Here is a 20,239-nt window from a genome sequence, read left to right on the forward strand (position 1 = left end):
GACTGCTCACTCCACCGTTCAGTAAAGCGGACCCATGGTCAGTTGCGTGCTCTGCGCCGGCTCTGTCACCTTGTCGTGCTTGCGGTGCACGTCCGGAATGACCACGACCGGGCACGGCGAGTGGTGCACGCAGTACGAGCTCACGGAGCCCAGTAGGGCTTCGTACAACCGGCTGTAGCCGTGACTGCCCACAACCAGCAGCTCGGCCCGATCGGCCGCGCTGACCAGGACAGGTCCCGGCTGGCCTTCCAGCAACAGCCGGTCGATGTGGATGTCCTTGTCATCGGCCACCTCGGCGACGGCGCCTGCCAGCAACTCCCGCTGCGCGGCCAGGACTTCCTCACGCGGGCGCACCTGGATGAGGTCGAGCCTGTTCAGGCCCGCGGTGGTCGGGTCCGAGTGCCACGCGTTGACGGCCGTGACGGTCGTGTCGCGACGTGCGGCTTCCTCCACGGCCCAACGCAATGCGGCAATGCTGACCGCGGATCCGTCGACACCGACGATGATCGGCTTGCTCATGACGTCCTCCTCGACTCTCTCTGCGCGCCTCAACGTTCCCCGCGCGGGGAGATCCCCGATACCGCCAGGCGCCCCGGCCAACTCAGGTCTTTCGGCCTCTTCCCACGTGGCGGGCGGCCCTATCCGGAATCTGCCCCTCGCGGCGAGGGTGGAGCGGAGCGTGCAGACGTAGTGGAGGAACAATGACCCGCACAGCCCAGCCGGCTCCGATCCCCCGCCAGGCCCACGTCCGGCGGCCGCGCATCGCTGTCGGCACGGACGGAACTGTATGGGGCGACGCGGCTCTGGACTGGGCGCTGCGGCATGCCGCCACCCAGAGCGCGTCGGTCGACGTGTTCGCCGCGGAGACCTCGGACGACCACGCCATCACCAGACGCCTTACCGCGTATCGCTGGCTGTTCACCACAGTCACCGTGTCACCGGACTCGTCTGTTCGTACGTTGCTCGAAGCCAGTACCGACCATGACACGCTGGTCCTCGGCTACCGCGGTCGCAGGCACGGTCCGTTCGGCCTTGGCCGCTCGGTCCTGCCAGTGGTGACCGAATCCCGATGCGACACCGTCGTCGTCCGCGGCGAACCTCGTGCGGTACAAGGCGAACACAGATGGATCACCGCCGCTCTGGGCGGCAAGCACGACGACGCTGTGGTCCGCCGTGCCGTCCAGTTCGCTGTCCGGACCAGGAGCAAGCTCCGGCTCGTGCACGCGGTTCCCTTGCCCGGCGCGCACACCGTGCCCATCTCGACGGAACCAGCCGATGTCCTTGAGCACGCCCACGATCTGGTCCGCGAGATGGCGCCCGACCTGACGCCGAGCTTGCGCCTGGTCCGCAGCCAACCGCACGAAGCCGTTCGATCCAGTGAACGCAGCGACCTGTTGGTCCTCGGCCCGGGCAGCCTGCCAGGCAAGTTGTCCGTGATCACGTCGACCGCACTGCACATGGCCCCGTGCCCGGTGCTGGTCGTCAAACCGTTCTGACCCGGAGGTAACAATGACAGTGCGAGTCGGCATCAACGGTTTCGGCCGGATCGGACGGGACGTGTTGCGGTGCGTGTTCGACCGAGACGACACCGACATCGAAATTGTCGCGATCAACGATGTCACATCCGCCGAGACGCTGGCGCACCTGCTCAAGTACGACTCCACGTACGGCACATGGGCACGCGAAGTCAGTGCGACCTGGAACACGATCTCGATCGACGACAAGACCATCACCGTGTTGAACGAACGCAATCCCAAGGACATCCCGTGGAACGAGTTCGACGTCGAAGTCGTCCTTGAGTCCAGCGGTAAGTTCCGGACCAAGGACGCGGCATCCTGGCACCTGTCGTCGGGCGCGTACAAGGTGGTGATCTCCGCTCCTGGCAAGGACGTCGACGCGACCATCGTGCTCGGAGTGAACTCGGAGCACTACGATCCCGCCACGCACGATGTGATCTCCAATGCCTCGTGCACCACCAACTGCGTCGCGCCGATGGTCGAGGTGCTGCACCGTAACTTCGTAGTCCAACGTGGACTGATGACCACGATCCACAGCTACACCAACGATCAGGCGCTCATCGACAGCCCGCACAAGGACCTTCGCCGCGCCCGGTCGGCCGCCGTCAACATCATCCCCACCACGACCGGCGCCGCCCGAGCCGTCGGCCTCGTCATCCCGGACCTCGCCGGAAAGCTCGACGGCATCGCGGTTCGAGTCCCTGTTGAAGACGGCTCATTGACCGATCTCGCGGTCGAGGTATCCGAACCGGTCACCGCCGAACAGGTGAACCAAGCCTTCAAAGAAGCGTCCGAAAGCTACCTCAAAGGCATTCTCCGCTATACCGAAGCACCCGTGGTGTCCCGCGACATCATCGGCGACCCCTCGTCGTGCGTGTTCGACGCCAGCCTGACCATGGCCGACGAACGGATGGTGAAGGTCTTCGGCTGGTACGACAACGAATGGGGCTACGCCAGCCGCACCGTCGACCTGATGGACCAGATCGGCAAGACCCTTTAGGGAGAGCCATGCCCGAACCCGCGATACTCACCCGTGACGGCCTTCTCCGGTTGATCGAAGTCCTCAAAGGACTCGGCTACCGAGTGGTCGGCCCGACAGTCCGTGACGACGCCATCGTACTGGCGGAGCTGGATTCGTCGGCGGACCTGCCAGCTGGCTGGGGCGTTGACACCGCACCGGGCAGGTACCGGCTGCGCCGCCGGGATGACGACGCGGTGTTCGGGCATTCGGCTGGACCCCAGTCGTGGAAACAGTTCCTGCACCCACCGCGGGAACGGCTGTGGTCGGCCGACCGGACCGAGTACGGTTTCGCTGTCACCGAAGACGAAACTGAACCGCCTCGCTACGCGTTCATCGGCGTGCGGGGCTGTGATCTCGCGGCAATCGCTGTGCTGGACCGAATTTTGGACCGTGGTGAGCACAGCGACGGCCAGTATCACCGGCGTCGTGCGGAGCTCTTCATCGTCGCGGTGAACTGCACCGAACCGGGCGATCTGTGTTTCTGCGCGTCGATGGGCAGTGGGCCGGGCGTGGACAAGGGCTACGACCTGGCCCTGACCGAACGCACCGGCCACGAACACCACTTCCTGGTGGAAGCAGGCAGCAGGAGGGGCGCCGAAGTGCTCGCCGAGCTGCCGACACGGCCGGCCGACGCCACTGAGGCGGCCGCGGCACACCAGGAAGTGATCGCGGCGGCAGGCCGGATGGGCCGGTCGATGCCAGCCACCGACCTGCCCGCCGTGCTGGCGGCCAACCGGGAGTCCAGCCGGTGGAGTGAGATCGCCAGCCGCTGTCTGGCCTGTGCCAACTGCACCATGGTGTGCCCGACCTGTTTCTGCACCACCACCGAGGACGTCACAGATCTGACCGGCGACCACGCGGAACGCTGGCAGCACTGGGCGTCCTGCTTCGAGTTGGACTTCTCCTATATCCATGGCGGTGAGATCCGGTCGAGCGGCGCGAGCCGTTACCGGCAGTGGCTGTCGCACAAGCTCGGCAACTGGCCTGCCCAGTTCGACATGTCCGGATGTGTCGGATGTGGACGGTGTATCGCGTGGTGCCCGGCAGGCATCGACCTGACTGAGGAAGTCGACGCGTTCGTCCTGGCGGCCGAAGGGAGGACCGATGTCAGTACAGACTTCGCCGACGCGGATAGGTCCTGATCCGTGGGTTCCGCACCGCTATTGGGTGGCGGCCAACCAGACGGACACCGCCGACACATCAACGCTGACGATGCGGGCCGAGGACGACGCCATCCCGAGTTTTCTTCCCGGCCAGTTCACGATGCTCTACGTTTTCGGCGTCGGTGAGATCCCGGTCTCCATCAGTGGCGACGCGAGCCACGAGGACGGGCTACTTGTCCAGACCGTGCGCGATGTCGGTGCGGTCAGCCACGCTCTGAGGCACGCCCGGCGGGGAACCATGATCGGTGTACGCGGTCCGTTCGGCACAGGCTGGGACCTTGATGGTGCCGCTGGAACCGATCTCGTGCTTGTGGCAGGCGGAATCGGTCTCGCGCCACTACGCCCAGCTTTGTTGCACACGTTGCGTTATCGCAGGCGATACCGTCGGATCACGCTCATCGCGGGCGCCAAGGCGCCTGCTGAGTTGCTGTACACCCCGGAACTCGCGGCCATCGTCGCCAACACCGGCATCGAGGTGGTGATCACTGTCGACCACGCTGACCAGGACTGGCACGGCCATGTCGGCCTGGTGACGAAGCCGCTCGCCCAGGTGCGGCTCGATCCCGGCCACACCACCGCGATGCTCTGCGGGCCGGAGCCGATGATGCGGTTCTCCGCCGAACTGCTGATGGACCGCGGCGTTGCCGCTGACCGGATCCAGGTCTCGCTCGAGCGGAACATGAAGTGCGGCATCGGTTTGTGCGGCCACTGCCAGCTCGGGCCGCTATTGGTCTGCCGGGACGGGCCGGTGGTCACGTACGAGCAAGCCGCTGCACTGCTTGAAGTCCGGGAGCTGTGATGGCCATTCCCACTCTCGCCGTCTGGAAACTCACCTCGTGTGACGGCTGCCAGCTGACCCTGCTGGACTGCGAGGACGAACTGCTCGCCCTCACCGGTGTCGTGCATATCAGCCACTTCACCGAAGCGTCCAGTGTGGACGAGCCAGGTCCATACGATGTGTCCATAGTGGAAGGTTCGGTCACCACACCCGAGGAGTTCACGCACATCCGCCGGATTCGGGAGATGTCCCGCGTCCTCGTGGTGGTTGGCGCGTGCGCGACCGCAGGCGGAATCCAGGCGCTGCGCAACTTCGCGGACGTGGACGAGTTCCGTTCCGTGGTGTACGCCCAACCCCAGCACATCGCGACGCTGGCAACTAGCACCCCTGTCTCCGCGCACGTCAAGGTCGACTACGAACTGCACGGCTGCCCGATCGACCGAGGCCAGCTGATCGAGGTCCTCACCGCGTTCCTGGCCGGTCGGAAACCGAACCTGCCCAACACGACTGTCTGCACCGAATGCAAACGCCGTGGCCTGACGTGTGTGATGGTCGCCGACGGCAAGCCGTGCCTCGGTCCGGTCACGCACGCTGGGTGTGGCGCGATCTGCCCCGCCTACAAACGCGGTTGCTTCGGCTGCTTCGGCCCGGTCCGTGATCCCAACGTCGCCGCACTGGTTCCGCAGTTGCGGGAACACGGTATGGACGAGGACGACATCACCCGGGTCTTCCGGACGTTCACCGCCGCCGCACCCGAATGGAGGTCGCGATGAGCCACCGCTCCAGCCGTCAGCTCCGAGTCAGTGGCCTGGCCAGGGTCGAAGGCGAAGGCGCGCTGAACGTGTCCGTCCGGGACGGCAAAGTCGAACACGCCGAATTGCGGATCTACGAGCCACCGAGGTTCTTCGAGGCGTTCCTGCGTGGCCGGGCGATCACCGAGCCACCGGACATCACCGCCCGCATCTGTGGAATATGTCCCGTCGCGTATCAGATGAGTGCGTGCCGGGCGATCGAGGATGCGTGTGGAGTCTCGGTCGATGGTCAGATCGCCGCGCTGCGCAGGTTGTTGTACTGCGGCGAGTGGATCTCCAGCCACGCGCTGCACATCTACCTGCTGCACGCCCCGGACTTCCTGGGCTACCCGGACGCCATGACGCTCGCCAAAGACCACCGCGAGACCGTCGAACGCGGCCTGGCGCTGAAGAAGGCGGGAAACACCATCATGACCGTCGTCGGCGGTCGTGCCATCCACCCGGTCAACGTCCGGCTCGGCGGCTTCTACCGGGCTCCCGTACCCGGCGAACTCGCCCCGCTGGCCGAGCAGTTGCGCCGGGCCCTGGATCAGGCCATCGAGACCGTCCGCTGGGTCTCGGGCTTCGAATTTCCGGACCTGCGGCTCGATCACGAATTCCTGGCGCTGCGCGAACCCGATCAGTACGCCATCGACGCGGGCGTGCCGCACACCTCGGGCGTAGCGTCGTGGCCCCTGAACGAGTTCTCCGAGCACGTCGTGGAGGAACAGGTCCCGCATTCCACCGCCTTGCACGCACGGCTCGACGGTCACCCGTTCCTGGTCGGTCCCCTGGCGCGCTATTCCCTCAACTCCGGCACGTTGTCACCCGTCGCCCGGCAAGCAGCCGAGGCCGCAGGCCTGGGCCCGGTGTGCCGCAACCCGTTCCAGGGCATCATCGTGCGTGCGGTCGAGATCGTCTACGCCGTCGAGGAAGCCCTTCGCTTGATCGACTCGTACGACACACCAGAACGATCCTATGTGGACGTCGAGGCGCGGCCGGGAGCCGGACATGGCGCGACTGAGGCGCCACGCGGAACGCTCTACCACCGCTACGAGATCGACCAGGGGCTGGTCACGTCCGCGACGATCGTCCCGCCGACCGCTCAGAACCAGGCCGCGATCGAGGAGGACCTGGTCACCCTGATCAACGCCAACCTCCACCTAGACGACTCCGCGCTCACCGCGCTGTGCGAACAGGCCATCCGCAACTACGACCCGTGCATCTCCTGCGCCGCGCACTTCCTCGACCTGACGGTGGACCGGCGATGACTGTGGTCATCGGGATCGGCAATCCGTACCGCTGTGACGACGGTGTTGGACCAGCGGTCGCGGATCAGCTGAGACGGCTCTCCTTGCCCGACGTCGAGACCGTGATCGCCGATGGCGAGCCTGTGCAGTTGTTGGATGCCTGGACCGGGGCGGAGCTGGCGATCGTCGTCGACGCCGTGCTGTGCGATCCGGCTGAACCTGGCCGCATCCACCGCACGGACATCGAGGGCATTACCAGTTTTCCTGGTGCGACGAGTTCACATGGCTTGGGTGTGCCCGAGGCCGTCCTGCTCGGCTCCGCGCTCGATCGGCTGCCTGCGCGGCTCGTGGTCTACGCCGTGGAAGCCGCCTGCCTGGATTTCGGCACGGACCTCAGCCCACCCGTCACCGCGGCCGTTCCCGACGTGGTCGCCGCCGTGCTCGACGAGATAGCGAAGGAGAAGCCATGTCCACCCGACCCGCGCTCACCCAACTAGGACTCGACACCGGCAAGAAGGCGCGGCTGTACCGGATCCTGCACCAGCACGGCCTGCGCAACGGAACCGCCCTGTTCCTGCCGTACGATCAAGGCCTCGAACACGGTCCACGGGACTTCCGCGACAACCCGATCTCCAGCGATCCCAAGTACATTCTCAAACTGGCAACCGAAGGCGGCTTCAACGGGATCGCCATCCAGATCGGCCTCGCCGAGAAGTTCTACTGGGACTACGCAGGCGAGGTCCCGCTCGTGTTGAAACTCAACGGGAAGACCGACATCCCGCCCGACGCACACGCGCTCTCACCGGTCAACGCGACCGTCGAAGACGCCGTCCGGCTCGGCGCGGACGCTGTCGGCTACACCCTTTACGTCGGTACACCGGCGCAGGAAGCGGACTTCGAGCAGCTGCGCAGGGTCCGGGAGGACGCTCAGCGCTTCGGCATGCCCTTGATCGTCTGGGCCTACCCACGCGGCGCGGCCATCGAAGCCAAAGGCGGCAAGGACTCCTTCTACGCCGTCGACTACGCCGCCCGCACCGCGGCCGAACTCGGCGCCGACATGGTCAAGGTGAACTTCCCGCACCCGGACAAGCGAACGAACGTCCACACGAGCTACGACCGGGAGTTCACCAGCCAGGAAGCGATCGACGCCGTGGTCCGTTCGGCCAGCCGCACGCTGCTGCTGGTGTCCGGCGGCGGAAAGGCGGGCGACGAAGCCATGCTGGACAAGGCTCGTCAGTCGATGGACGCGGGCGCGACCGGTCTGATCTTCGGCCGGAACGTCTGGCAACGCGAGCACTATGAGTCTCTCCGGTTCGTCAGCGAGTTGCGTGAGATCCTCGCCAAATACCCGAGCACGTGACACTCACGAGGAAGCGCGCAGGCGCCGGACAACCTTGGCGCGCTCCAGTTCCTCGAGCTCAAACTCGGTCCGGCAAGCGCCTGCGCGAGACGCGGGATTCAGCAGTGGCGCTACACCCGGACCCATTGCGTGTGTTTAGACCTGGACTGGCTAGGCCGCGGGCTCGACCTCCCAGGCTCGCCGCAACCGGGCGACCGCCCGGCGAACGACCTGGCGCACGCCCTCCTGGCTGACACCCGACTGGTCGCCGATCCGCCGCAGGGTCCACTGGCTGCCGTCTAGCAGACCGAATCGCATCCGGATCGCGGCGGCTTCCTGCCGTGGCAGCGCACCGACCCGTGCCCGTAGATCGGCCGTGAACTCGCGGTGCTCGATGTCCTCGAACGCTGCGATGGCCGCGCTGTCCTCCACGAAGTCGCCGAGCGTGCTGCCCGCACCGTCACCGATCGGGGTGTCGAGGCTGACTGCGTCGTCCCGGCTCCGCAACAAGTCCGCGGCTCGGCGGACCGATACTCCGGTGATGTCGGCCAGTTCGGCGACGGTCAGCTCCTGCCCGTCCCGTGTTCGCGCTGCCCGGTCGAGCATCGCGAGCGTCTCCTCGGCGTGTGAGGGCAGTCTGATGATGCGCCCCTGACTGGCGATACCACGCCGGATCGTTTGCTTGATCCACCACATCGCGTAGGTGGAGAACCGGAATCCACTCTTGTAGTCGAACTTCTCCACCGCGTGGATCAGCCCGAGGTTGCCTTCCTGGATCAGATCGAGCAGCGGCAGCCGTGGTCCGATCCACGCCCGCGCCGCGCGACGACCAGCCGCAGGTTGGCCTCGATCATCCGGATCCGCGCTCGACGTCGAGACTGCATCCGGTGCCCAACGATTCGAACTCCGCGGCCGTTTCCCGGTGTGCGGCCGGGATGACGTATCGCTCGTCGTACTTCGCGATCGCCAGCAGCCGGTACAGCGACTCGACGTCCGTTCCGGACATCCCGGTCGCGGCGAGCAGGTCGTTCGCGACCGGGCCGTCCAGTGTCCTGGCCCGCATGTACCCGCGCATCGCCGACAGCTTCATCAACACGCCCGCGACGATCTCGGTGTCTCCCGCGCGATCTCTGTCGTGGCACCGATATCTGCGTGCTCGCTATGCGCACCTTGCACGTACCAAGCCACCACGAGTGCTGCCACGGCGGCGAGACCGACCCCCAAGGCAACCGGTGACAACGCGGCTGCGACACCACCAGCCAACGCGGTCAATGGAAACGTCCGCGAACCCGCTGGACGAACACGATCCGCAGCAGTGTCGTGCTCCCGTTCGAGCCCGAACAGCAGCCCGATCGCGAGTGCTGTGGCCAGGTGAGCCAACGCTGTCGCGGTGTCCATGGCCGCTACACCAGAACCCGTTCACCGTCACGCGGCACCACTGCGCACCAGCCGTACTCGCTGTGCAGTCGTTCGGCAAGAGATACGGATGCTTCGGGTTCGCCATGTACCAAGTACGTCACTGACGGCTCCGGACTGTTTACCGCCCACTCGACCAGTTCGTCCTTGTCGGCGTGCGCGCTGAAGGCGTCCACCACGACGACCTCGGTCTTGACCGGGACGTACCGGCCGTGGATCTTGATCTCCCGCGCCCCGTCGGCCAGGCTACGTGCCCGGGTCCCCGCCGCGGCGTATCCGACGATCAGCACGGTGTTTTCCCGGTGGGGCAGCATCGATTCCAGGTGGTGCACCACGCGGCCGCCGGTGGCCATCCCGGACGCCGAGATGATGATCGACGGCCTGCCCGGCCGGTTGATCCGCATGGATTCCTCTGCGGTGCGCAGTTCCGCCAGCCTGCCGGGATCGAACGGATCGTCCATCTCGGACAGTTCGGGCCGGATCTCCGGCCATTTCTTGGCCACGGCCTGCCGGTACACCCGCAAGGACTCGAGCCCCATCGGGCTGTCGACGAACACCGGCAAGGCCGGAATGCGTCCCTGGCGGACCAACTCGGCCAACTCGACCAGGATGACCTCAGTACGGTCGACTGCGAACGCGGGGATGAGCACACTGCCGCCCCGCTCGACTGTCCGGCAGATCGTCTCCGCCAGCGCGGCTGACGCCTGCTCGTCGTCATGCGAGCGGTCACCGTAGGTGGACTCCAGCAACAGTACATCGCACGCCGGACGGGGCTGCGGCGGCAACAGAACGCGGTGTACGGGCCGCCCCATGTCCCCGCTGACCACCACGTCGCGGCGAACGTTGCCGGTAGTGAGTGTGAGGCGTGCCCATGCGGATCCGAGGATATGGCCCGCGCGACCGAACTCCAGCTCTATCCCTTCAGCGACCGACCGGCGCACACCATGATCAAGCGGACGGAACAGCTGCACGGTCCGGCCTACGTCATCCGAGTCGTACAACGGCAGCGCGGGGTGGTGCTTCGACCAACCGCCCGCGTTCGCGAGCGCCGCGTCCTCCATCATCAGGTGTGCGCTGTCCGCGAGGACGATCCTGGCCAAATCCACCGTGCCGTGGGTCGCGTAGATCGGGCCGCGCCACCCGTTTCGGACCAGTACAGGCAGGTAGCCGCAGTGGTCGAGGTGCGCGTGCGTCAGCACGACGACGTCAAGCCGGTCCAAATCCAGGGGTGGCGGCCGCCAGTTGCGCCGCCGCAACGGCGCGAGCCCTTGGAACAGGCCGCAATCGACCAGAACGCTCGACACACCGACCTCGACGAGGAACTTGCTGCCGGTCACGGTCGCGGTGCCGCCAAGGAAGGTGATCGCGGGAGGTGATGTCATCTCTGAATCCTGGGTGCCGAGTGATCACCGCGGGCAGGGGCTTTGGACCGGACCATGTAAGGCCGTTGGCCCCCTTGCGGCCACTCGGCGTGCCGACGCGGGACTTCCGCCCCTATGTGCCCGAAAGCAGGGCCACGCATCCTGGCCCGAAGCGGCAACACGTTTCCCGGCTGGAGCAGACGATGGCAGTGCGACGAGAACTCGAGACTTTGAACCGGCAGCAATGCCTGGACCTGCTGCACACTGTGCGTGTTGGGCGCCTGGTGTTCACCGAGGACGCCTTGCCCGCTGTCCAGCCGGTCAACTTCCGTCTGTACCAGGACTACATCGTCATCCGGGTGGCGGGTGGCGGAAAACTGCGCGCCGCCACCGGAAATGCCGTGGTGGCCTTCCAGGCCGACGAACTGGACCCGGACCTGCGCGAAGGGTGGAGTGTGACCGTTGTCGGCCATGCGAACCTGATCCTCGACACGGACGAACTCGTTGAGCTGTCGGGAATCTGGTTGCAGCCGTGGGTGAGCGGCCGACGTGACCACTTCATCCGGATCGAGGCCGAGAAAGTGACTGGACGGCGGCTCTACACCGAAGCCGCCGTCCAGTCACAGACCGCTTGATCACAGGCGCGTGCGCTCGGGCATATCGTTCCACGCGTAGCTCATCCGGTTGCGGACCTCGATCACGCCGGGGATCTTGGGGACCAAGCGACTGGCGATCTCGACCTCGCACCTGCGCTCCAGCCGGCCGAGCATGGTCACCACGCCGTCCTCGACCGTGACCGACATCGACTTCGGATCTGCCCAGAGGGTGCGAACCAGGATCTCCTGCACGATCTCCTGCTGGATGTCCTGGTCCGACCGACGGAAGACACTCAGCAGATCGCGGCGCGACACGACACCGACCAGTTTATGATCGTCCACAACGAACAATCGGCGGACACCACGCCGAGCGAGTTCCCGCGCCGCGACCGCGAGCGTCTCCTCGGGCGAAATGGTGAACACCGGGGCGCTCATCAAGTCCTTCGCCTGCAGAGCGACTGCTTTTCTTTGCCGCACGTGGGTCTGCTTGCTCGTGAACAGGTGGTGCTCCGGCTCTGTGCCGTCACTCTCCTGCTTGTGCAGCAGGTCGGCTTCGGACACGACGCCAAGCGGGAAGCCGTCCTTCGCGAGGACAGCGACCGCGCTGATCTGTTTGCTCGCCAACAGGTTGACGATTTCCTTGAACTCGGTCTCCGGTGTGACGGTGACCGGATCCTTCGTCATCACGCTTGCGACAGTGGGATTGTGCATCGAATCCTCCTCTACGAATGCGATCCCACTGTTGCCTCAGACTTTCCGGTGTCGATAGGGGCCAAAGGCCTGGCACATCAGGGCACCAGGACGGCCGCGCCGTTCACCTTGTCCATGGCGAGGTCAGTCAGCGCTTGGCCAGCCTTGTCCAATGAGTACGGGGTTGTGGTCACCTCGAGGTGGTGTTCGGCGGCGAATCGCAGGAATGCCCGGCCGTCGTCGCGGGTATTGGCGGTGACACTGCGGATCTGCCGCTCCTGGAAGAGGTGTTGCTGGTAGTTCATCCGAGGGATGTCGCTCAGGTGGATACCCGCGATCGCCAGTGTTCCTCCCCTGTCCAGCGCCGCCATCGCGGGCAGCACCAGGTCACCGACCGGGGCGAACAGGATCGCCGCGTCGAGTGGCTCTGGCGGGGCGTCCGCGGCAGCACCTGCCGACGCGGCACCGAGTCGCAGGGCGAGTTCGCGAGCGGCGGCGCTGCGGGTGAGGACGTGCACGACAGCGCCCTCGGCGAGCGCGACCTGGGCGGCGAGATGGGCGCTGGCGCCGAATCCGTAGATACCAAGCCGTCCGCCTGGCGGCAGGTCCGCTCGGCGCAACGCGCGGTAGCCGATGATGCCCGCGCAAAGCATCGGCGCGAGCTCCTCATTGGAGTATCCGTCCGGTAGCCGATAGGCGTAATCGGCGGGAACGGTGGCGTAGTCGGCATATCCCCCGTCGGCGTCCCAGCCGGTGTACCGAGAGTCTGGGCAGAGATTCTCCGCTCCGCGCACGCAATACGTGCAATGGCCACACGTCTGGCGCAGCCAGGCGATGCCGACCCGGTCACCTGGCTGGAAGTCGCCTGCCGCGGTCACGACCTCGCCGACGATTTCGTGTCCAGGCACGACTTGTTGTCGATGCACCGGCAGGTCTCCTTCAGCCACGTGCAGATCCGTCCGGCACACGCCGCAGGCCAGCACGCGCACCAGCAGTTCGCCGTCGCGGGGAACCGGGATCGGTTCCACCCCTTGGCTTGCCGGGCCGTCCGCGATCGGTCCCGGCCGCGTGACACGCCAGACGCGTGAATCCATACAGATCGTCCTTTCGGGTCGGCCAGCACGCGTTCAGTGCTGGGCACGGCGATGAACACCACGTCACCACAAAGTCCAGTGGGTCGCCAACCGTCCCGGTGGGCGATAGCCTCGCCGGAGGCGAGGTATATCCCGGCCCGAACAAGGTGAGGCGGCGAGTGAGCGACGGACCTGGTGATCGGGCGTTGCCCGATCTGAAGCAGCTGCGGCTGGACACGCTGCTGCGGGAGCTGATGGACCGGGCGGCCGAGGTGCTCGAGTCCCAGGACCGGATCCACCGGCTGCTCGACGCGGTGGTCTCGGTGGCCAGCGACCTGTCGTTGCCCGACGTGCTGCGCCGGATCGTCCAGTCGTCCATCGACCTGGTGGGCGCGCGGTACGCGGCGATGGGCGTGCTGGCCCCGGAAGGCACCAGTCTGCAGGAGTTCATCTACATCGGTATCGACGACCAGCAGCGGGAACTGATCGGCGATCTGCCGCACGGCAAGGGAATCCTCGGTCTGCTGATCAACCACCCGGAACCGATCCGGATGCCGGATTTGCACGAGCATCCGCAATCGTACGGTTTTCCGCCCAACCACCCGCCGATGCGGTCCTTCCTCGGCGTGCCGGTACGCGTGCGTGGCGCGGTGTTCGGAAACCTTTACCTGACTGAGAAAAAGGGCAGCCACGAGTTCACCGAACAAGACGAGACCGTGGTCATCGCGCTGGCCGCGGCCGCGGGTATCGCGATCGAGAACGCGCGTCTGTTCGCGCAAAGCCAGCAGCGGGAAGCGTGGCTTCGTGCCTCCAATGAACTCAACAGCGCACTGCTGTCCGGGCAGACCACGTCCGGCGCGCTCAAGCTGGTCGCCGAGCGGGCTGTGGAGGTCTCCGGTGCCCCATTCGCGGCGATCTTGCTGCCGGATGGCGACGGCGAGCAGCTCACGTTCGAAGAAGTGGTCGTCAACGCCGGTGCCGCCGACCTGGCCGGTCAGCACATCGCGATCCGGGGCAGTGAGCTCGGCGAGGTGTACGCCACGGGTGAGCCACGCATCGTGCACAACTTGGCCGCCACGGACTGGGCGGTCGAAGCCACACACGTCTTCAAGTACCTAGGTTCGACAGTTCTCGTGCCACTGGCGGCCGGTCAGAACGTGCTTGGTGTCCTCGTCATCGCCAATGGGCGTGGCCAGACCCCATACCGGGACGGCGACCTGCAGATGGTGCAGACGTTCGCCGGGCACGCGGCGCTGGCCATCGAGTACGTCAGGGCGCAGGAGGACCGCCAGCGGCTGGCGGTGTTCGAGGACCGGGACCGGATCGCCCGTGACCTGCACGACCAGGTCATCCAGCGGCTGTTCGCGATCGGCCTTGGCCTGCAGGGCCTGTCCAAGCTGGTGGTCAAACCCGAGGTCGGCCGCCGGGTGGCCGGTTTCGTGGAGGAGATCGACCAGACCATCCGGGAGATCCGCCGCAGCATCTTCTCCCTGCAGGAAGAACCCGGCGCCGGGCCGGTCAGCCTGCGCGGCGAGCTGCTGCGGGTGATCCAGGACGGCGCCAACGCACTGGGTTTCGAGCCGACGGTGAACATGGACGGCCCGCTCGACAGCCTCGTTCCCGACGACCTGCGTCCCGACGTGCTGGCCACTCTGCGGGAGACGCTGTCCAACGCCGCACGGCACGCCGACGCCAACACGGTCCTGATCACGGTGAATGTCGACCGGCAAGGCAAAGGCCTCAAGCTGGCGGTCCGCGACGACGGCAAAGGCATCCCGAAAGACCTCGAACGGCAGAGCGGACTGGCCAACATTGCCGAACGAGCCAGCCGCTGGCACGGCACGTGTGACATCGAGACCGCGACGGGCAGCGGGACCACCATCACGTGGGAAGTCCCGCTGCCGACGAATGACTAAGAGGCTCCGGCAATTGAGTCTTGGAATAGCGAGTCGGGTCCGAGGTGGATGCATCGGTGTTTGGTGGGGCCTGGACTGGACCGTCCCGGTCCAGTCCCACCGGGCAGCGAGGCGCCGCCTCGGCCCGATCTCGTCCATACGCTCAATTGCCGGAGCCTTTAAGGCCGGACCACCGCGACCGGGCAGGGCGCGTGATGCAGCAACGCCTGGCTGGTCGACCCGAGCAGCAGGCCGGTGAGTCCGCCGCGGCCGCGTGAACCGACCACCACCAGCTGGGCGTCCCCGGCCTGTTCGAGCAGGCTGTGCGCGGGCCGGTCCTGGGCGACGATCCGGTCGACGTTCACATCCGGGTACTTCTCCTGCCAACCGGCCAGCCGCTCGCTGAGCACCTCGAGTTCCCTGGCCTGGATCTCCGGCCACTCGAAGGCGTGCGGCACCATCGCGAAAGCCGACGCCGGCAGCATGTCGCTCCAGGCGTGCACCGCGACCAGCGAAGCACCCAGCCGAGCAGCCTGCTCGTAGGCGAACCCGATGGCGGCCTCGCTGGCGGGCGAGCCGTCGACGCCGACCACGATCGGCTTGCCAGTGCGGTCCGTCTCCTCACCACGGACCACGACGACAGGACACACGCCGCGCTGAGCGACCTTGGTAGCAACGGACCCGACCAGCAGGCCCGTGAACCCGCCCAACCCGCGTGAGCCGAGCACCATCAGCTGCGCTGTCGCGGACTCTTCGAGCAACGCGCTCGCGGCATCGCCATGCTCGAGGATCCGCGACACTTCGACCTCTGGGGCCGTCTCGGTCGCGATCTGGGACGCCGACCGCAACCACTCACGGCCTTCGTCAGCCAGGACGTCGGACACCGACTTCGGCAACGTCACCGGGGTGTACTGCGAGACCACCATGCACGCGTGGACGAGCCGGAGCGGCGCTTTGCGAGAGGCAGCCTCTTCAGCGGCCCAGCGGACCGCGTGCTGCGCGGAGTCGGAGCCGTCGATTCCGACGACAATGGGCTTGGTCATGGAGATTCTCCTTCAGGGACGGACGACGGCCAGCGGCGTCAGGGTGTAGTGCATGAGGGCTTGGCTCGTGGAGCCGAGCAACATTCCGTGATAACCGCCAAGGCCGCGGCTGCCGACGACGATCAGCTGCGCCTGCTCGTCGTAGTCCAGCAGCGCCCGCACCGGCCTGCCCTTCGTGACCACACGGGTCACCGGGACGTCCGGGTACTTCTCCTGCCACCCAGCCAGCCGCTGGGCCAGCAGTTCCCGCTCACGTTCCTCCAGGACCGTCGTGTCGAGCGCGATCCGGTCCACGTTCAGCTCGGGATCGAGGTACACCTCGGTCCACGTGTGCACCGCGATCAACGACGTGCGACGGAGCGAGGCTTCCTCGAAGGCGAACTTGATCGCCGCTTCACTGGCCGGTGATCCGTCGACGCCGACCACAACAGGACCAGCGGTCTCCGACGGCCCCAGCCGTGGTGTGCGGACGAGGGTGACCGGGCAGGTAGCCCCCGCGACCACGGAATTCGCGGTCGAACCCACCAGCATGCCGGTGAACCCGCCGAGACCGCGCGCACCGAGCACGATCATCGCCGCGTCGGCGGACATCTCGACCAGCGCCGCGACAACCTCCGCGTCTCCCAGTTCGATGGACGGATTCTGATCGGGAACTTCCGCGCGAGCCGCGACGAGCGCCTCGTGCAGCCACTTCTCCGCCTGCTCACGCAAGGCCGGGCGCATCGCGGCGGCGACTTTCTCGTCGTGGTAGCGGCTGATCGGGTCTGGTTGCAGGTGCACGAGAGTCAGTGGCAGCTTGCGCGCCGATGCTTCCTGCGCCGCCCAACGAACCGCGGCCAGCGCTGCCGCCGAGCCATCGACGCCGACGATGATCGGCCGGTGGTGCTCGAACAGGGTGGTCATCGATTCCTCCACATCGGACGGTGACGATCTGCTTGGTGAAACCTTCCCTTGTCGCACACCTGTCCCGGCAGTGCTCACCGGCCCGCCCAGGTAGGGCCGATCGGCCCTACCTAGAGGCTCCGGCCATTGAGTCTTGGAATAGCGAGTCTGCCCCGGCCGGAAGCCGGAGATTGGCTACAGCAGCTGGATGCATCGGTGCCCGATCTCGCCCAAACGCTCAATGGCCGGAGCCTCTTAGCAGGAGGACAAGCAGGAAGACCCCCGCTACGCGACGCTCAGCCCGCAGGAGCGCCGCATCCTGGACCTGATCGCCGAAGGCGTGACGAACCTGCAAATCGCCGCACAGCTGTATCTCGCCGAGAAGACGGTGAAGAACTACGTGTCCTCCCTGCTGCACAAGCTGGGGTTCGTACGCCGTACCGAGGCCGCTGTCTACGCGACCCGGCGGCGGGACGAGAACAAGTCATGACAGTGGCCGGAGTGGATTCGACCACTCCGGCCACTTGTCCTACAACGGTGTCTCCTCCTTCCGTGCTTCACTGACATCCCCGGTTACCTGCGGGGCCCGGCAGGTGTTGGTGATGTGGCGGGTTGTCGCCAGTGACCACAACCCGATCGTCGCCCCGAAGAGCACCCCGAGCGCGACTTCGCTGGCGAAGATCAACGCGATCAGTCCGCCGCCCAGCGCGGCGATGCCCAGCGTGGTCGCGATGACCGTGTAGGTCAGCTTTGCTGGGGACTTCGGCGCCTTGTAGAGCTCATCCGCGGCGCCGTAGCCGCAACCGATCACACCGAGCACCAGAATCGCCGCAGCAGCACCGCGAACGCTCGACACCAGCACGACATCCGCCCCGCTGAGGAACAACACGTACACCGCGACAACCAGAGCGGCAATCGCAGTAGTGACACCGTCCTTCCAGGTGAGTTTCATGGTTTGACACCCCTCTCGTTGAACTAGGTGCCGACCTAAGCGTCACTCTGTGTCCCGTCCCGGAGCAGGGCCAGAAGCCCTATGGGACAACGGCATTGGACCTGTCACGCACCCGTACTTCGAGCACACCGGGAACCGCGCCGGAAGGCACGACTCAGGTGATGCCGGGCCTCCTACACGATCGCCTCGTCCTCTCGGGCGATCGTGCGCAGCAAATCCCGGCGAGTGACGATGCCGACCAGCCTGCCCTCGTCGACGATCGGGATCGCACGCAGATGGCCCGCGCCAGCTGGGCGGCGTCGGAGTTTGGTCCCCTGGTGAGCACCTCAGTCGTCGTGACCGCGCCAGCAGTGGATGCGGGCTGTTCAGCTGCGTGCACCGGCCAATCGGAATGGATCAGCGCACGCGGGTCGACACCGATCCGATCGTGCAGCAGGTCCATCTCCGTGCCCACACCGACCATCCGGCCATCCGAGTCGACCACCGGCAACGTCGTGAAACCGTTGTCCACCAGGAGCTTCGCAGCTTGCTTGGCCGATGTGGACGGTTCGACGGTGACCAAATCCGTGGTCATCACGTCACGGGCACGCATGTCACGTTCCTTGCGGCTCGGGGCGCACGACGACCACGGGAACGTCCGAGTGACGCACGCAGGCAGCGCTGACAGACCCCAGCAACGCCTTGCGCAGCCGCTCACCGCGATGCGTCGCGACGACGAGCATCGCAGCGTCCTCAGCCGCCTCGACGAGTGCCTTGGCCGGTCGGCCTTCGATGGCACGCTCGACGATCGTCGGAACGTCAGCACGTCCTTGCACGGCAAGGCGCACTGTGCTGGACAGTTTTTCCTCGGCGATCTTGCGCCGCTGCTCGCTGGGCGTCCAGATGAAGTCTGTCGCGGGGTCGACGGTCCACACCGTCACCGCGTGCACCGGGCAGCGCCGGATGACGGCCTCGTCGATCGCCCAAGCAAAGGCCCGCCGCGCGGCGTCCGAATCGTCGACGCCGACCACGATCGGCGGGCTTCCGTTCTGCTCAACCATTTCCGTCTCACCTCTCCCTGAAGTTCCAGTGCCACTGTGGTGGTTGCGCATCCACGGTCGATAGGGGCCAATGCCGGGCCGGGACGTGCCATTCAGCCCTGTCTGGGCGTTCGGGGTTGGGCGAGTCTGATGCCATGAGCAAACCGATCGTGGTCGGCGTCAACAGCCAGCCGGACAGCGACATCGCACTGGAATGGGCGATCGCGGAGGCCGCGCACCGCAAGGTCCCGTTGCTGATTCTGCACGCAGGCGAGGTGGCACCTTTGCGTGCGGTGGGCAGGGGTCCGCTGCTGGAAAAGACGCGAACGTCCAGCGAGCTCCTGGTCGACAAGGCGATCGCCGTCGTCCAGGCGATGAACAAAGACATCTCTGTCTCATCGGTCATCGCGCCAGGCGAACCGGCCGACGTGCTGATCGGCTGGTCGACCGACGCGCTCATGCTCGTCCTCGGCAACCGCGGACGCTCACCGCTGCTGAGCTCGGTCGGCGCCAAGGTCACGGCACAGGCACGATGCCCAGTGATCATCGTGCGAAGCACGCCCTCGAGGTACGCACCGGTGGTGCTCGGAGTGGACGGTTCACCGGTGTCGAAGGCAGCTGCGGCGTTCGCGTTCGACTACGCCGCGAGGCATTCGACCGGTGTGCGTGCGGTTCACACGTGGCATCGCAGCTCGCTACCCGTGTCTGGTGATCTTCCCGCACAACGGCGAGCTCACCTCCGTGTCGTCACCGAGACGTTGGCCGACGCTCATGACCAGCATCCCAAGGTGCCCGCGTGCGTCGTCTCCACGATCGGCAACGCGCGGGATGTCCTGCGCGACGAATCGATGCAAGCCCAACTGCTGGTGGTCGGCACACACGGGCACGGAGGCAAATCCGGTCTGCTGCTGGGCTCGGTGAGCCAGGCGATGATGCGCACCGCGAGTTGCCCGGTCGCGGTCGTACCATCCATATGACCCTATCCGACAGGGCTTTCGGCCCTATCGGATCCCAGGTGATCACGAGCACCGTTAGCTCGTGGTGGACGGCGCGGGTCTGGAAGTGCTCAACGAGGCTGAGTGCCTCCAACTGTTGGCCGGCGCCCCGGTCGGCCGGATCGTGTTCAGTGATCGAGCACTGCCCGCCGTCCTGCCGGTGAACTTCGCCGTCATCGAGAACGCTGTCATCATCAGGACTGACGCCCGCAGCAGGCTCGCCATCGCGGGCACGAACACCGTGGTCGCCTTCGAGGCGGACGAGTTCAGCTCTCGTCCCAGCCGCAGCGCATGGAGTGTGGTGGCAGTCGGGATGGCCACAGAAGTGAGCGTTCCCGCCGATCTCGACGCCATCCGCCGGCTCGGCCTGCATCCGTGGGCATCTGGAGCCAAGGAGTACTACCTGCGGATGGACATCGAGACCATCACCGGCCGACGGCTGCACGCATCCGGTTAGG

Annotated in this window: 23 protein-coding genes and 2 pseudogenes; 13 read left to right on the plus strand and 12 right to left on the minus strand. The window is 66.3% G+C overall.

Going from position 1 to position 20,239, the window contains the following annotated elements; all coding sequences use genetic code 11:
* Positions 1-18: 18 nt before the first annotated feature.
* Positions 19-519: a universal stress protein gene (locus tag LWC34_RS17765; protein ID WP_233726150.1), complete on the minus strand. Its 501-nt coding sequence runs from the start codon at positions 517-519 to the stop codon at positions 19-21.
* Positions 520-701: 182 nt separating this feature from the next.
* On the opposite strand from LWC34_RS17765, the gene LWC34_RS17770 reads away from it, so the two are divergent.
* The 8 genes from LWC34_RS17770 to LWC34_RS17805 are packed head-to-tail and all read left to right on the plus strand — an operon-like array spanning position 702 to position 7,880.
* Entirely contained in the window at positions 702-1,496 is a 795-nt protein-coding gene (locus LWC34_RS17770; RefSeq protein ID WP_233726151.1) for a putative universal stress family protein, read from the plus strand.
* Positions 1,497-1,509: 13 nt separating this feature from the next.
* Positions 1,510-2,517, plus strand: coding sequence for a type I glyceraldehyde-3-phosphate dehydrogenase (gene gap, locus LWC34_RS17775; RefSeq protein WP_233726152.1), 1,008 nt, complete (start codon positions 1,510-1,512; stop codon positions 2,515-2,517).
* An 8-nt stretch (positions 2,518-2,525) separates the two neighbouring features.
* A complete protein-coding gene (locus LWC34_RS17780; protein ID WP_233726153.1) occupies positions 2,526-3,680 on the plus strand; it encodes a 4Fe-4S dicluster domain-containing protein in 1,155 nt (384 codons plus the stop codon).
* The gene (locus LWC34_RS17785) at positions 3,643-4,500 is read left to right on the plus strand and encodes an FAD/NAD(P)-binding protein (RefSeq protein ID WP_233726154.1); all 858 of its coding nucleotides are present in this window, start codon (positions 3,643-3,645) and stop codon (positions 4,498-4,500) included. Before LWC34_RS17780 ends, LWC34_RS17785 begins: the two co-directional genes overlap by 38 nt.
* On the plus strand, positions 4,500-5,252 hold the full coding sequence (locus LWC34_RS17790; protein WP_233726155.1) for an NADH-quinone oxidoreductase subunit B family protein: 753 nt from the start codon (positions 4,500-4,502) through the stop codon (positions 5,250-5,252). The genes LWC34_RS17785 and LWC34_RS17790 overlap by 1 nt, the downstream gene beginning before the upstream one ends.
* The gene (locus tag LWC34_RS17795; RefSeq protein ID WP_233726156.1) at positions 5,249-6,541 is read left to right on the plus strand and encodes a Ni/Fe hydrogenase subunit alpha; all 1,293 of its coding nucleotides are present in this window, start codon (positions 5,249-5,251) and stop codon (positions 6,539-6,541) included. The genes LWC34_RS17790 and LWC34_RS17795 overlap by 4 nt, the downstream gene beginning before the upstream one ends.
* Positions 6,538-7,017 carry a hydrogenase maturation protease gene (locus tag LWC34_RS17800; protein WP_233726157.1) on the plus strand — a complete coding sequence of 160 codons (480 nt, stop codon included), beginning with the start codon at positions 6,538-6,540 and terminating at the stop codon, positions 7,015-7,017. The genes LWC34_RS17795 and LWC34_RS17800 overlap by 4 nt, the downstream gene beginning before the upstream one ends.
* Complete coding sequence (locus tag LWC34_RS17805) at positions 6,987-7,880, plus strand: class I fructose-bisphosphate aldolase (protein ID WP_233726158.1); 894 nt, start codon at positions 6,987-6,989, stop codon at positions 7,878-7,880. Before LWC34_RS17800 ends, LWC34_RS17805 begins: the two co-directional genes overlap by 31 nt.
* Positions 7,881-8,030: 150 nt before the next feature.
* Here LWC34_RS17805 and LWC34_RS17810 read toward each other — a convergent pair.
* The 4 genes and pseudogenes from LWC34_RS17810 to LWC34_RS17825 form a co-directional block, all read right to left on the minus strand.
* A pseudogene (locus LWC34_RS17810) lies at positions 8,031-8,672 on the minus strand (sigma-70 family RNA polymerase sigma factor); the annotation flags it as partial.
* A 37-nt stretch (positions 8,673-8,709) separates the two neighbouring features.
* Complete coding sequence (locus LWC34_RS17815; protein ID WP_372496546.1) at positions 8,710-8,949, minus strand: hypothetical protein; 240 nt, start codon at positions 8,947-8,949, stop codon at positions 8,710-8,712.
* Positions 8,949-9,257 carry an MgtC/SapB family protein gene (locus LWC34_RS17820; protein WP_233726160.1) on the minus strand — a complete coding sequence of 103 codons (309 nt, stop codon included), beginning with the start codon at positions 9,255-9,257 and terminating at the stop codon, positions 8,949-8,951. The genes LWC34_RS17815 and LWC34_RS17820 overlap by 1 nt, the downstream gene beginning before the upstream one ends.
* Before the next feature lie 5 nt (positions 9,258-9,262).
* Positions 9,263-10,657, minus strand: coding sequence for an MBL fold metallo-hydrolase RNA specificity domain-containing protein (locus LWC34_RS17825; RefSeq protein ID WP_233726161.1), 1,395 nt, complete (start codon positions 10,655-10,657; stop codon positions 9,263-9,265).
* A 182-nt stretch (positions 10,658-10,839) separates the two neighbouring features.
* Here LWC34_RS17825 and LWC34_RS17830 point away from each other — a divergent pair, with 182 nt between their 5' ends.
* On the plus strand, positions 10,840-11,271 hold the full coding sequence (locus LWC34_RS17830; protein ID WP_233726162.1) for a pyridoxamine 5'-phosphate oxidase family protein: 432 nt from the start codon (positions 10,840-10,842) through the stop codon (positions 11,269-11,271).
* Here LWC34_RS17830 and LWC34_RS17835 read toward each other — a convergent pair whose 3' ends face one another.
* Together LWC34_RS17835 and LWC34_RS17840 are read right to left on the minus strand one after the other, a co-directional pair.
* Complete coding sequence (locus LWC34_RS17835; protein WP_233726163.1) at positions 11,272-11,943, minus strand: CBS domain-containing protein; 672 nt, start codon at positions 11,941-11,943, stop codon at positions 11,272-11,274.
* Between the two features lie 77 nt (positions 11,944-12,020).
* Entirely contained in the window at positions 12,021-13,016 is a 996-nt protein-coding gene (locus LWC34_RS17840; RefSeq protein WP_233726164.1) for a zinc-binding alcohol dehydrogenase family protein, read from the minus strand.
* 158 nt (positions 13,017-13,174) lie between these two features.
* Here LWC34_RS17840 and LWC34_RS17845 point away from each other — a divergent pair, with 158 nt between their 5' ends.
* Positions 13,175-14,911: a GAF domain-containing sensor histidine kinase gene (locus LWC34_RS17845; protein ID WP_233726165.1), complete on the plus strand. Its 1,737-nt coding sequence runs from the start codon at positions 13,175-13,177 to the stop codon at positions 14,909-14,911.
* 158 nt (positions 14,912-15,069) lie between these two features.
* Here LWC34_RS17845 and LWC34_RS17850 read toward each other — a convergent pair whose 3' ends face one another.
* The gene (locus tag LWC34_RS17850; protein WP_233726166.1) at positions 15,070-15,933 is read right to left on the minus strand and encodes a universal stress protein; all 864 of its coding nucleotides are present in this window, start codon (positions 15,931-15,933) and stop codon (positions 15,070-15,072) included.
* A gap of 12 nt (positions 15,934-15,945) precedes the next feature.
* Positions 15,946-16,836 (minus strand): universal stress protein, encoded by an 891-nt coding sequence (locus LWC34_RS17855; protein ID WP_233726167.1) that lies wholly within the window; start codon positions 16,834-16,836, stop codon positions 15,946-15,948.
* Between the two features lie 250 nt (positions 16,837-17,086).
* On the opposite strand from LWC34_RS17855, the pseudogene LWC34_RS17860 reads away from it, so the two are divergent.
* Positions 17,087-17,305, plus strand: a pseudogene (locus LWC34_RS17860) (response regulator transcription factor); the annotation flags it as partial.
* A gap of 39 nt (positions 17,306-17,344) precedes the next feature.
* On the opposite strand, the gene LWC34_RS17865 reads toward LWC34_RS17860, so the two are convergent.
* From LWC34_RS17865 to LWC34_RS17880, 3 genes are all read right to left on the minus strand, one after another.
* Positions 17,345-17,767, minus strand: coding sequence for a hypothetical protein (locus LWC34_RS17865; RefSeq protein WP_233726168.1), 423 nt, complete (start codon positions 17,765-17,767; stop codon positions 17,345-17,347).
* Positions 17,768-17,921: 154 nt separating this feature from the next.
* Positions 17,922-18,359 (minus strand): CBS domain-containing protein, encoded by a 438-nt coding sequence (locus LWC34_RS59300; protein ID WP_443667749.1) that lies wholly within the window; start codon positions 18,357-18,359, stop codon positions 17,922-17,924.
* Position 18,360: 1 nt separating this feature from the next.
* Positions 18,361-18,807 (minus strand): universal stress protein, encoded by a 447-nt coding sequence (locus LWC34_RS17880; RefSeq protein ID WP_233726169.1) that lies wholly within the window; start codon positions 18,805-18,807, stop codon positions 18,361-18,363.
* 134 nt (positions 18,808-18,941) lie between these two features.
* On the opposite strand from LWC34_RS17880, the gene LWC34_RS17885 reads away from it, so the two are divergent.
* Complete coding sequence (locus LWC34_RS17885; RefSeq protein ID WP_233726170.1) at positions 18,942-19,763, plus strand: universal stress protein; 822 nt, start codon at positions 18,942-18,944, stop codon at positions 19,761-19,763.
* 61 nt (positions 19,764-19,824) lie between these two features.
* Positions 19,825-20,238 (plus strand): pyridoxamine 5'-phosphate oxidase family protein, encoded by a 414-nt coding sequence (locus LWC34_RS17890; protein ID WP_233726171.1) that lies wholly within the window; start codon positions 19,825-19,827, stop codon positions 20,236-20,238.
* Position 20,239 lies beyond the last annotated feature (1 nt).

It is taken from the genome of Kibdelosporangium philippinense (assembly GCF_021390435.2).
Lineage (GTDB): Bacteria > Actinomycetota > Actinomycetes > Mycobacteriales > Pseudonocardiaceae > Kibdelosporangium > Kibdelosporangium philippinense.